13 protein-coding genes are annotated in these 11117 nt (G+C 72.6%); 9 read left to right on the top strand and 4 right to left on the bottom strand.

The annotated features are described in order from the left end of the window. Positions 1 to 140 precede the first annotated feature (140 nt). The 4 genes from fliS to DW309_RS05880 all read right to left on the bottom strand — a co-directional run bounded on the left by fliS (position 141) and on the right by DW309_RS05880 (position 3739). Entirely contained in the window at positions 141 to 527 is a 387-nt protein-coding gene (gene fliS / locus DW309_RS05895; protein ID WP_136031073.1) for a flagellar export chaperone FliS, read from the bottom strand. Positions 528 to 529: 2 nt separating this feature from the next. Continuing rightward, positions 530 to 1918: a flagellar filament capping protein FliD gene (gene fliD / locus DW309_RS05890; protein ID WP_136044838.1), complete on the bottom strand. Its 1389-nt coding sequence runs from the start codon at positions 1916 to 1918 to the stop codon at positions 530 to 532. A gap of 88 nt (positions 1919 to 2006) precedes the next feature. Beyond that, a complete protein-coding gene (locus DW309_RS05885) occupies positions 2007 to 2837 on the bottom strand; it encodes a flagellin N-terminal helical domain-containing protein (RefSeq protein ID WP_136044837.1) in 831 nt (276 codons plus the stop codon). A 98-nt stretch (positions 2838 to 2935) separates the two neighbouring features. Beyond that, a complete protein-coding gene (locus DW309_RS05880) occupies positions 2936 to 3739 on the bottom strand; it encodes a sigma-70 family RNA polymerase sigma factor (RefSeq protein WP_136031052.1) in 804 nt (267 codons plus the stop codon). 220 nt (positions 3740 to 3959) lie between these two features. Here DW309_RS05880 and flgN point away from each other — a divergent pair, with 220 nt between their 5' ends. The 9 genes from flgN to DW309_RS05835 are packed head-to-tail and all read left to right on the top strand — an operon-like array spanning position 3960 to position 10995. Continuing rightward, on the top strand, positions 3960 to 4442 hold the full coding sequence (flgN, locus tag DW309_RS05875) for a flagellar export chaperone FlgN (protein WP_136031050.1): 483 nt from the start codon (positions 3960 to 3962) through the stop codon (positions 4440 to 4442). Between the two features lie 13 nt (positions 4443 to 4455). Further along, positions 4456 to 5865, top strand: coding sequence for a flagellar hook-associated protein FlgK (gene flgK / locus DW309_RS05870; RefSeq protein WP_136044836.1), 1410 nt, complete (start codon positions 4456 to 4458; stop codon positions 5863 to 5865). 13 nt (positions 5866 to 5878) lie between these two features. Next, entirely contained in the window at positions 5879 to 6760 is an 882-nt protein-coding gene (gene flgL, locus DW309_RS05865; RefSeq protein WP_136031046.1) for a flagellar hook-associated protein FlgL, read from the top strand. Next, on the top strand, positions 6757 to 7128 hold the full coding sequence (fliW, locus tag DW309_RS05860; RefSeq protein WP_136035474.1) for a flagellar assembly protein FliW: 372 nt from the start codon (positions 6757 to 6759) through the stop codon (positions 7126 to 7128). The genes flgL and fliW overlap by 4 nt, the downstream gene beginning before the upstream one ends. Before the next feature lie 55 nt (positions 7129 to 7183). Beyond that, positions 7184 to 7801 carry a tRNA (adenosine(37)-N6)-threonylcarbamoyltransferase complex dimerization subunit type 1 TsaB gene (gene tsaB / locus DW309_RS05855; RefSeq protein ID WP_136031041.1) on the top strand — a complete coding sequence of 206 codons (618 nt, stop codon included), beginning with the start codon at positions 7184 to 7186 and terminating at the stop codon, positions 7799 to 7801. Further along, positions 7798 to 8286: a ribosomal protein S18-alanine N-acetyltransferase gene (gene rimI / locus DW309_RS05850; protein WP_136044835.1), complete on the top strand. Its 489-nt coding sequence runs from the start codon at positions 7798 to 7800 to the stop codon at positions 8284 to 8286. Before tsaB ends, rimI begins: the two co-directional genes overlap by 4 nt. Beyond that, positions 8283 to 9371, top strand: a complete 1089-nt coding sequence (tsaD, locus tag DW309_RS05845; RefSeq protein ID WP_136031037.1) for a tRNA (adenosine(37)-N6)-threonylcarbamoyltransferase complex transferase subunit TsaD — start codon at positions 8283 to 8285, stop codon at positions 9369 to 9371. Before rimI ends, tsaD begins: the two co-directional genes overlap by 4 nt. Further along, positions 9368 to 9853 carry a hypothetical protein gene (locus tag DW309_RS05840; RefSeq protein WP_136031035.1) on the top strand — a complete coding sequence of 162 codons (486 nt, stop codon included), beginning with the start codon at positions 9368 to 9370 and terminating at the stop codon, positions 9851 to 9853. Before tsaD ends, DW309_RS05840 begins: the two co-directional genes overlap by 4 nt. Before the next feature lie 2 nt (positions 9854 to 9855). Then, a complete protein-coding gene (locus DW309_RS05835) occupies positions 9856 to 10995 on the top strand; it encodes a hypothetical protein (RefSeq protein ID WP_136044834.1) in 1140 nt (379 codons plus the stop codon). Positions 10996 to 11117 lie beyond the last annotated feature (122 nt).

The raw sequence follows: 11117 nt of genomic DNA, 5'->3' as shown, positions 1-11117 counted from the left end.
GGCGAGGTGCGCGGGCAGCGGCGCGGGCGGCGGCGTCCAGGGCGGCAGCTCGTGCTTCTCGACGGCTCCGTCGGGTGCGGCGAGGATGCGCTCGGCCTCCTGCTCCAGCCGGTCCAGCAGCTCCTCCCAGGCGTCGCCGCTCACGCGCGGCTCTCCGCGAGCGACCGGGACGCCTCGTGCCAGGCGTCGCGCAGCGGGGCGACGATGCCGTGGCAGGCCCTGGTGCGTTCGGGGTCGCGGCCGATGTTCGCGCCGATGAGCGTCTGACTGAGGAAGACGTAGAGCGAGCGGAGGCCGGCGCTGCCGTTCCACTCGTCGGTGAGCGATGACGACAGTTCGGCGACGATGGCCTGCGCGTGCTGCAGCTGCGCGTTCGCCTCGGCCCAGTCGCCCGCGCGCTGGGCGGTCTCGCCGCGTTCGATGTCGAGCAGCAGGCGGTCGTAGAGCATGGTGACCAGTCGCTCCGGCGGCGCGGAGAGGATGGCGTCCTCGCGGTAGCGCTGCTGGGCGCGCAGGGCGGCGTTCATGCTCACGAGTCCGATCCGGAGCGGCTGCTGGGGAGCGAGTTGATCTGCGACGCCAGGTACGACGATTGCGACTGCATCTGCGACAGCATCACCTCGAGCCGGGCGTAGGTGCGCTCGAGGGTGGCCTTGCGCTGCGCGAGGCGCACGTCCCAGCGCTCCATCTGCTCGCCGAGGCTCTTGACCTCGCTCTCCTGCCCGGTGATGCGGGTGGTGAGCAGTCCGTCGTACTTGTCGGAGAACGACGTCGCGGTCTCCTCGATGCGCGCGGCGACCGCGGAGAAGAGCGCGCCGACCGCATCCGGGTCCTTCGCGAGCTCCTCGGCGAACTTGTCCTCGTCGAACGTGAGCTTGCCGTACATGTCGGTCGAGATGCCGATGGTGGAGGGCGAGACGCCGTCGACCGGGTGCTGCACGGCGTCGGCGAGCGCGGTGCGCATGCCGCGGATGGTGCTGTCGCCGGTGAACACGCCGAGGGTCGTCTTGCCGCCCTGACCGGTGGGGACGGTCGCCTTCGAGCCGTTGTCGATACGGGTGAAGATGTCGGTCACGAGGGCGATGAACTCGCCGGAGGCCTTGGTGCGGGCGGCCGTGTCGACGGCGACGGTCACGGTGACCGGGGTGGTGGAGGGGGTGGAGACGGTGACGTCGACGCCCTCGAACAGGTCGGTGAAGGTGTTGCTGGTCGAGGTGAGCACCTGCTCGGCGCCGGTTCCTGCCCACAGGCGCACCTGCGCGTCGGTGCCGGTGGCGATCACGGCCGCGCCGGTCTCGGTGGCGACGTCGGTCGCGGTTCCGTTCTGCACGGCGGCGATATCGCCGCGGTAGACGCGGAAGCGCCCGGCCTCGCCGGAGTCCTCGGCGCGCAGCTGCAGGCGGTGCAGCGGGTTGCCGTCGGCGTCGCGCCCGGCGGGCACGGCGGTGGCCACGATCCCCGTGTCGGCGTCGTTGATCGCCTGCGCGATGTCCTGGATCGACGCGGAGTCGGCCTGCACCTGCACGCGCTCGCCCGCGGCGTTCTCCAGGGTGAGCACGGGCGGGTCGACGGCCCAGCCGCGCGAGGCGGCGGTGATGACGGTGTGGGTCTGGGCGACGCGGTCGACGACGATGTCGGTGGTGAGCGGGACGGCTCCGGCCCGCAGCGCGATCTTCACGGTGTCGGACGACGAGGTGCTGGTGAAGCGGTCGAGACCACCGGGGGCTGCGGCCTTCTCGGCGGCGGTCGCGAGGTTCTGCACGGCGGTGTTGAGGGTGCGCAGCTGCGTCATGACGGCGTTCTTGTCGTCGATCTTCGCCTTGAGCAGCGTGCGCGGGATCGCGTGCACGTCCATCAGCGCCTTGATGATGTCGGTGGTCTTCAGGCCGGACACGAGGCCGTCGAGCGAGAGCGACATGCGCGATCCCTTCCGTGTGGGGGAGGGTCCGGGTGACGGACGGCGCCGTCACCCGGACCCCCGGTGCGATTCAGTGCTGCGGTGCGGATCAGCGCAGCAGCTGGAGCACGCCCTGGTTGGCCTGGTTGGCCTGTGCGAGCATCGCCGTTCCCGCCTGCGACAGGATGTTCGCCGACGTGAACTTGACCATCTCGGACGCCATGTCGGTGTCGCGGATGCGGCTCTCGGCGGCGGCGAGGTTCTCGGCCGACACGTTGAGGCTGTTGATGGTCGACTCGAAGCGGTTCTGCAGCGCACCGTACCCGGCACGTGCGGTCGAGACCGCCTGGATCTGCGTGTCGATGCCCGCCAGAGCAGCGCCGTACGATGCCGCGTCCGTCATGCCCGTCGCGAGCGTCTTGATGTCGGCACCGAGCGTGGCGAAGTTGGTCAGGTTCACCGAGATCTGGTCCTCGGCGGCGACCGCTCCCGCGCCCACCTGGAACGTCAGCGTCGAGCCGCCCGAGAGCAGCTTGATGCCGTTGAAGTTGGTGCTCGCCGCGATCCGGGTGAGCTCGTCGCCCAGGGCGGAGATCTCGGTCTGGATGGCGTCGCGCGACTTCGCGTTGTTCGAGTCGTTCGCGCCCTGGTTGGTCAGGTCGCGCACGCGCTGCAGGATGGAGTGCACTTCGGTCAGGGCGCCTTCTGCGGTCTGGATGACCGAGATGCCGTCCTGGGCGTTGCGGGCCGCGACGTTCAGGCCGTTGACCTGCGAGCGCAGGCCCTCGGAGATCGCGAGGCCGGCGGCGTCGTCCGCTGCGCGGTTGATGCGGAAACCGCTCGAGAGCTTCTCGAGCGACTTCGACACGTCGTTCTGCGTGTTGGACAGGTTGCGGTAGGCGTTGAGCGCCGACACGTTGGTGTTGATCTGCATACCCATGAGGGTTTCCTCCGTGATGTGTTGTACGGGGGACCGTCCGTGGTCTCCCGCTCACACCTATCGGCGGAGGAGGCGCGCGCGTTAGGGACGCGGCGTGGTCAGGCGGGGGCCGCGGTGCGGAACACCTCGCCGATGCGGGCGCCGGCGGCCTCGGCGATCCGGCCGAAGTAGGCGTCGCGGGCGGCGGGGGAGATGCGGGTGGAGGCGACGGGCTCCACCGTGCCCTCGGCGAAGTAGCGGTCGAGCGCGTCGCGCAGCAGCCGCACGGCCTCCGATCGCTGCTGCGAGACGGCGGAGTGGGTCACCCCGAGCTCTTCGGCGATCTCCTTCACGGGCCGTTCCTCGATGTACACGGCCAGCACGATGCGGCGCATGCGCTCGGGAAGGGCGGCGATCGCGTGCTCCAGCACCTCGCGGCGCTCCCCGACCAGGGCGGACTCCTCGGGCAGGGGCACGTCGGCGACCAGGTCGCGGGCGGCCGGGTCGTCGATGGTGGAGACGGTGCGCGCGGCGTCGGCGAGTGCTTCCGACACGGCCTCCCTGGGCGAGCCCATGGCCGTCGCGACCTCGGTCACGGTGGCCGTGCGGCCGAGGGCGGCGGTGAGGGTGTCGCGCACGGCGACGGTCTCCTTGATGCGCTTGCGGATGCCGCGGGACGCCCAGTCCATGGAGCGCATCTCGTCGGCGAACGCACCGAGGATGCGGCGCCGGGCGTAGGCGCCGAAGGGGACGCCGAGCGCGGGGTCGTAGGCGTCGGCGGCGGTCACGAGGGCGAGCGCGCCGACGGCGGCGAGCTCTTCGCGGGGGATGTGGGTTGCCCGAGCATGGGTGTCCGCAGCGAGATAGCCGACCAGGGGAAGGTTGGCCTCGACGAGGCGGTTGCGCTCAGCGCGCGACGACATGGGGGATGATCCACCTCTCTGGATGCACTCCGGAAGCTCCATGGCGAGGGGTAGATGCGCATATCACATAATTCGCGATATGTACATGGGGAGAACTAACCACCGCCGTTCCACATAGTAACCTTATGGGCGCGGCGGCCGATAGGGATTAATGAACCGTTAACAGGCGGGTCGATCGCACCGGCGTTGGGGCGGGGGATCGCTGGGGAACAAGGGGATCATGGGAGCCAACGAACTATCGATGCAGCTCTGGCGCGAGCGCGAGCTGCTCGAGATGCTGCTTTTCAAGCTCGACGAGCAGCAACTGCTGCTCGCGGCTGGCCGATCGCACTGGATACAGTTTGCGGCACGCGAGATCGATCAGGTACTCGATCGTCTGCGCAGTGCAGGACTGTCCAGGGCCGTCGAGGTCGCCGGAGTCGCGCAGGAGTGGGGCGCCTCGGACGAGGCGACCATCACGGAGCTCATCGAGCACGCGCCGGAGGGGGCGTGGGCCGACGTGCTCACCGACCACCTGCGCGCGCTCGTGCGGCTGACGGCGGAGGTCGAGCAGATGCGCGACTCCACCGCCGAGCAGCTCAGCGGCGTGCTCCGCGCGACGCAGGAGACCATCGCCGCGCTCGGCCTCGAGAGCGGCGAGTACACCACCCGTGGAGACCGCGCCCGCGAGGACTCCGCCCGCATCATCGACACAGAGATGTGACCGAGAGGGGACCATGTCGACCTTCAGTGGACTGAACACCGCCGCGAGCGGACTCGCCGCGGCACGCCGCGGCATGGACGTCGTCGGACAGAACATCGCCAACCAGAAGACCGAGGGGTACACGCGGCAGCGGGTCGAGACCTCGTCGATCGCCGCCGTCGCCCAGACGGGCCGCTTCAGCATGGGGGCGCTCCCCGGCCACGGCGTGTCGATCGACGGCGTCGCCCGGCTCGGTGACGCCCTGCTCGACGCGCGGGTGCGCGACACCCTCGGCACCTCGGGCTACTGGTCGGCACGCGCCCTCGCCGCGACCACGGCCGAGGCTGCTCTGGGCGAGCCGACCGACAAGGGCCTCGCCAACCGCCTCACCTCCTTCTGGGCGGGGTGGCAGGAGCTCGCGAACACGCCCGACTCCGGCGCCGCCGCGGCGAGCGTCCTGGAGTCCGCGAAGGAGCTCGCCGCGCACGTGGCCGGCGGCTACCGCACGGTGGCAGCGCAGTGGACGGCCGCACGCGAGTCGGCGGGTCGCGCGGTCGATCAGGTGAATGCGGCCGCCGAGCAGATCGCGGTGCTCAACAGCGAGATCCGCGATGCGCTCGCCGCCGGGCGTTCGGCGAACGAGCTGATGGATCGCCGGACCGTGCTCGCGGAGGATGTCGCCCGCCTCACGGGCGGCACCGGGACCCTGGAGAGCGACGGCACGCTCACGCTGCGCCTCGGCGGCAACGCCCTGGTCTCCGGCGGCGACGCCCGCCGTCTCGCCTTCACCGGGCCGACCGCGATCGAGGCGGGGCAGCGCGTCGGAGTGATCTGGGAGTCGGCACCCGACCTTCCGGTCTCGGTCGACGGCGGCGAGCTGGGCGGCACGCTGTCGGTGCTGGCGCCGGCCGCCGACGGGGGCATGCTCGCGCAGCTCGCCTCGACCTACGACCGTGTGGCGACCGCGCTGGCCGAGTCGCTCAACGCGCAGCACCGGGCCGGTGTCACGGCCTCCGGTCAGCCGGGCGGCGACTTCTTCACCCTCCCGGCGACGGGTTCCGCGGCCCTCGGGCTGCGCGTGGCCGTGACGAGCGCCGACCAGCTGGCCCTGGCGGCTCCGGGCGCGGGGGCGAAGGATGCGAGCAACGCCGATCTCATCTCGCAGATCGGACGGCGCGCCACCTCGCCCGATGCGCTGTGGACCGACCAGGTCACCCGCTTCGGCGTCTCGACCGCGGCCGACGTGCAGCGCGCGAAGGTGTCGGAGTCGGCGGCGGCGGGGGCCATCGGCGCCCAGCAGTCCGTCGCGGCCGTCGACGGCGACGAGGAGACGATCAGCCTCCTCACCTACCAGACCGCGTATCAGGCGGCCGCCCGCGTGCTCACCGCCGTGGACGAGGCCCTCGACGTCCTGATCAACCGCACGGGCGTCGTCGGACGCTGATCGGAGGAGCACCGTGATCTCTCGCGTGACGCAGTCCACCATGACCCAGACGGCCATGCGCCAGTTGCAGGCCAACCTGTCCGAGCTCGCGCGGCTGCAGGACCAGGCGACCTCGCAGAAGGCGTTCGCGGCACCGTCGGACGACCCGACCGCCGCGGCCGCGACCCTGGCGCTGCACGCCGAGCAGCGCCGCACCGAGCAGTACGCCCGCAACATCGACGACGGGCTGGCGTGGGTGACCGCGGCCGACAGCGCCATCACCGCCAGCACCTCGCTGCTGTCCCGCGTGCGCGACCTCACGGCGCAGGGCGCCAACGACGGCGCGCTCGACGCGACCGCCAAGGAGGCCCTGGCGGTGGAGCTGGAGGGCATCAGGGGCGAGCTGCTCGCGCAGGCGAACACCCGCCTGCTCGGCCGCTCCGTGTTCGCCGGCACGTCGGACACTGCGGCCTTCGCGGCCGACTACTCGTACAGCGGCGTCGCGGGCTCCGAGGTCACGCGCCGCGTGTCCGACGCCGCCTCGGTCCGCGTCGACACCGACGGCGCGGCCGTGTTCGGCACGGGGGACGACTCCGTGTTCGCGCTGGTCGACCGCATCGTGGCGGATCTCCGCTCCGGCACCAACGTCGGGCCGCGGCTCGGCGAGATCGACGACCGCCGCACCGCGATGCTCGGGGTGCAGGGCTCGGTCGGCACCCGTCAGTCCCAGATCGAACGCGCCAAGGAGGCGGCCGTGCAGAATTCCGTGTCCCTCGAGTCCCGCCGCGCGGCGGTCGAGGACGTCGACTCCGTGGAGGTCCTCATCCGCCTCCAAGCCCAGGAGCTCGTCTACCGGTCGGCGCTCGCGGTGAACGCCCGCGTGCTGCAGCCCTCGCTGATGGACTTCCTGCGATGACCGCGGCGCTCACCTTCACCGCCCCGCCTCCCGGGCTCGCCCCGCACGTCGATTTCTCGCTCGCGCCGATCGACGGCGCCGACGGGCTGTTCGCGCTGCGGGCCGTGGCCGACGAGGCGCTGCGGCTGTACCTGGTCGACCCGAGCACCGTGCTCGGGGAGTATGCGCCGACGCTGAGCGACGCCCAGGTGGACGACCTGGCACTGCGCTCGCCCGACGACGCCCTGGTGCTCGTGGTCGCGCACCCCTCGGCGGATGGCGTGAGCGTGAACCTCCTGGCGCCCGTGGTCGTGAACCGGACGACGGGCGCGGCCGCCCAGGTCATCCTGGAGGATCAGGACTACCCGGTCAGGGCGCCCCTGGGCTGAGCGGGCGGCCCCTCCTGCACGGCGCCGGAGGGCCCGTGACGACTACCCTGGAGGGGTGATCCTCGCCGTCGACACGTCCCTTGGCACCGCCGTCGCTCTCATCGACCCCGACGGGACGCCGCGGGCCGAGGCGGGCACCGCCGATCCGCTCGGTCATGCGGAGGTGATCGGCGATCTGCTCGCCGGGGTGCTCCGCGACGGAGGCTCCGACGGCATCACCCACGTCGTGTCCGGCATGGGTCCTGGACCGTTCACCGGGCTGCGCATCGGGATCGCCGCCGCCCGCGCGTTCGCCCTCGGCCGCGGCCTGCCCGTGCTGCCGGTCCCGAGCCACACCGCGGCGGCGCTCACGGCCCTGCCGACGCAGTCCGGCCCGTTCGCGATCGTCACCGACGCACGCCGCCGCGAGGTCGCGGTCACGGTGTTCGACGGGCTCGACGACGACGGACTGCCGGTGGTCGTGGCCGACACGGTGCTGGTGCGGGCCGCCGATGCGGACACCCACCTCGACGGCATCCCGCGCGTCGACACGACCGTGCTCTCCGCGGTCGACCTGGCCAGGGCGGGCGCGCGGGCGCTGGCCGCGGGCCGCACGCTCGCCGACGCCGAGCCGCTGTACCTCCGTCACCCCGACGTGACGCTGCCCGGAGCGCCGAAGAAGGTGGGTTCGTGACGCTGCGGGAGGCGGTGCCGGGCGACCTCGACGCGATCATGGCGATCGAGGAGCGGTCGTTCCCCACCGACGCCTGGAGCCGCGAGACCATGGCGAGCGAGCTGTCGAGTCCGCACGGCCGCTATCTGGTCGACGAGGTCGACGGCGAGATCGTGGGGTACGGCGGGGTCAGGGCTCTCCATGGCGGCGCGGACGCCGACATCCAGACCATCGCCCTGCTCGCGGAGCACCGGGGCCGGGGCCGGGGGCGTGCGCTGCTGCACGCTCTGCTCCGGGCGGCGGCCGCCCGGGGAGCCAGGGAGATGTTCCTCGAGGTGCGGGCCGACAACCCGCCGGCGGAGGGGCTGTACCGGGCCGAGGGCTTCGAGGAGATCGGCAGACGCCCCCGCTACTATCAGCCCGACGACGTCGACGCGATCGTGATGCGTCTGGACCTGCGCCGCCACCCCGCGGTCGCCGATACGCCGGAGGAGGCGAACGCATGAGCGAGCCCCTGGTGCTCGGCATCGAGACGAGCTGCGACGAGACCGGGATCGGGATCGTGCGCGGCCGCACGCTGCTGTCCAACACGATCGCGTCGAGCATGGATGAGCACGCCCGTTACGGCGGAGTGGTGCCGGAGGTCGCGGCTCGTGCGCACCTGGAGGCGCTGCAGCCGGCGATCGACGCCGCGCTCGCCGAGGCCGGGGTGCGCCTGGACCAGCTCGACGCGGTCGCCGTCACGAGCGGTCCGGGACTGGCGGGCGCGCTCATGGTGGGTGTCGGCGCGGCGAAGGGGCTCGCGGTGTCGCTCGACAAGCCGCTGTACGCCGTCAACCACCTGGTCGGTCACATCGCCGCCGACATCCTGACGCCGGAGTCGGAGCCGCTCGAGTACCCGACGATCGCGCTGCTGGTGTCGGGCGGGCACACGTCGCTGCTGCACGTGCGCGACCTCACGACCGATGTCGAGCTGCTGGGCGAGACGGTCGACGACGCGGCGGGCGAGGCGTTCGACAAGGTCGCGCGGCTGCTGTCGCTGCCGTACCCCGGAGGCCCCGAGATCGACAGGGCCGCGGTGGGCGGGGATCCCGAGGCGATCCGGTTCCCGCGCGGGCTGTCCCGGGCGTCCGACCTCGCGAAGCACCGGTACGACTTCTCGTTCTCCGGGCTCAAGACCGCCGTCGCGCGGTGGGTGGAGCGGTTCGAGGCGGAGGCCGCGGCGGCGGGCGACGAGGCCCCGGCGCTGCCCATCGCCGATGTCGCCGCGAGCTTCCGCGAGGCCGTGGTCGATGTGCTCGTCACGAAGGCGCTGGCCGCCTGCGCCGACCTGGGAGTCCCGCGGCTCCTGCTCGGTGGCGGCGTGATCGCGAACCGGCGGCTGCGCGAGGTCGCCCTGGCGCGCGCCGCGGAGGCGGGCGTCACGGTCCGCATCCCGCCGCTGTCGCTGTGCACCGACAACGGCGCGATGATCGCGGCGCTCGCCGCCGAGCTGATCTCGTCCGGTCGTCCGCCGTCGACGCTCGCGTTCGGCGCCGACTCGACCCTGCCGGTGACCGAGATCCAGGTCGCGGAGGCGGTGGCGGTATGAGCGACGTGCCGCGACCGGCGGGAGACGCGACCCCGACGCCCCCTGCGCGACTCGAGCGGGCGAGCGAACAGGTGGACCGTTCGGCGGCGACGGCGCGGATCCCCGGCGCGCGGCGCGACGGATACAGCAAGCTGCCCACGGGTCCGGTCGGCATCGAGCCCGTGGTGGTGAGCGGCCCGGACATCGACCGTCACGAGGATGCGGAGTGGGAGCCGTCGGTCACCGAGCCGGCGCCCGTCGACGACACGCGGCTCGCGCCCTGGGCCCTGCTCGCGGCGATCGTGGCGCTGGGCGCGTCGTTCTTCGTCGGCTGGGGGATCCCGGTCGCGGTGGTCGCGGTGATCGCGGCGATCATGTCGCTGCGGCGTCCGATGGAGAACCGCGCGATCGCGCGCTGGGCGCTCGCTCTCGGCCTGTGCGCGACCGTGTACAGCCTGGCCTGGCTGGTGTGGGCCGGTATGCAGTTCGAGAGGCTCGGCTAGCGATGCCGTCGGCGGGGGGCGACGACGAGCTGCGGGCGCTGCAGCGGAAGGCCTACGCCCGCGATGGCGCCCTCACGGCCGCCGAGGCCGCCCGGCTGGCCGCTCTCGAAGAGCTCCGGCGTGCGGGGCGTGCGGACGCCTCCGGGGTGCCGGCTCGCGATGCCGCGGCATGCGACACCGGCCCGGCTTCCGATGCCAACACGGACTCGGCATCGGGCGCGGACGCGGTGTCCGGTGGCGGCCCGGGCGAGGCGTCGCCGGAGAGTGCGGACGGCTCGGATCCGGGTGCCGGCGTCGACAGCGAGTCTTCGGGGCGCACCGACGCGACGGGCGTCCGCGGGGCGCTGCGGAACCGTCGTCCCCTCGTCCTCGCGCTCGCCGCGGTGCTCCTGGTCGCGGTCGGCGTGGGTATCGGCTGGGCGGCGTTCGGGCGATCCGCGGTGCCGGCGGTCGCGCTGACGGCCGAGCAGCAGGTGTGGCATCACGACCTCGTCTCCTCGGGCGTCTACGACCCCGGGTCGGTGCGGGCGCTCGCGGTGGAGGACGACGTGGTCATCTGGACGGCGACCCAGGAGCAGCGCGCGCGCGTCTGCCTCGTCCTCGGGTCGGGGGAGAGCACGATGCCCAGTTGCGGTCCGGCCGAGCAGGTCGAACAGACCGGGCTGTACGGCTCCCTGACGACCGGCGCCGAGGAGGAGCGACAGCGGCAGGTCAGCGCGCAGCTGCTGCTGACCGCGAGCGGGGAGGCCGCCGTCGCCGCCAGCTCCTCCGACTACTCGAGCGTCGTGACCGGCATCGAGTACGCGAACGACGAGGAGAACGCCACCGCCGAGCGCCTGGCCGAGGACGGGTTCGATCCGAACTCGATCTGGGTGGCCGGGTACGACGGCGACGTCCCGCTGTGGGTGGCCTCACGGGTCGGCGAGGGGCGGCAGTGCCTGATCTACGACGGCTCGACCGCGGAGGCGCCGATGACGTGCGAGGCCGCCGAGACGTTCGGCGAGTACGGCCGCGGGCTCACGCTGGAGGTCGCCGATGCGGCCTCGGGTACGATGACGCGCTACGAGCTGCCGATGGACGGGGGACCCATGTTCCTGGTGATCACGCGCGAGGGAGGTGTCACCGGTGCCGGAGGGGACTGAGACGCCGGACGCCGCGGCGACGCCCGGCACCGAGGGGTCGTGGACCGACGCGGCGGAGCGTGAGCTGCGCGAGCTGGAGCGTCGCGCCTACGGCCGCGGCCCCGGGCTCGACGACGTGCAGG

The sequence above is a fragment of the Microbacterium sp. K41 genome (assembly GCF_004794395.1).
Lineage (GTDB): Bacteria > Actinomycetota > Actinomycetes > Actinomycetales > Microbacteriaceae > Microbacterium > Microbacterium sufflavum.
This window is presented reverse-complemented; position numbering and strand designations above follow the sequence as displayed.

Coding starts and splice junctions, on each gene's coding strand:
- fliS (WP_136031073.1), bottom strand. CDS start 527: ATGAACGCCGCCCTGCGCGCCCAGCAGCGCTACCGCGAGGACGCCATC.
- fliD (WP_136044838.1), bottom strand. CDS start 1,918: ATGTCGCTCTCGCTCGACGGCCTCGTGTCCGGCCTGAAGACCACCGAC.
- DW309_RS05885 (WP_136044837.1), bottom strand. CDS start 2,837: ATGGGTATGCAGATCAACACCAACGTGTCGGCGCTCAACGCCTACCGC.
- DW309_RS05880 (WP_136031052.1), bottom strand. CDS start 3,739: ATGTCGTCGCGCGCTGAGCGCAACCGCCTCGTCGAGGCCAACCTTCCC.
- flgN (WP_136031050.1), top strand. CDS start 3,960: ATGGGAGCCAACGAACTATCGATGCAGCTCTGGCGCGAGCGCGAGCTG.
- flgK (WP_136044836.1), top strand. CDS start 4,456: ATGTCGACCTTCAGTGGACTGAACACCGCCGCGAGCGGACTCGCCGCG.
- fliW (WP_136035474.1), top strand. CDS start 6,757: ATGACCGCGGCGCTCACCTTCACCGCCCCGCCTCCCGGGCTCGCCCCG.
- tsaD (WP_136031037.1), top strand. CDS start 8,283: ATGAGCGAGCCCCTGGTGCTCGGCATCGAGACGAGCTGCGACGAGACC.
- DW309_RS05840 (WP_136031035.1), top strand. CDS start 9,368: ATGAGCGACGTGCCGCGACCGGCGGGAGACGCGACCCCGACGCCCCCT.
- DW309_RS05835 (WP_136044834.1), top strand. CDS start 9,856: ATGCCGTCGGCGGGGGGCGACGACGAGCTGCGGGCGCTGCAGCGGAAG.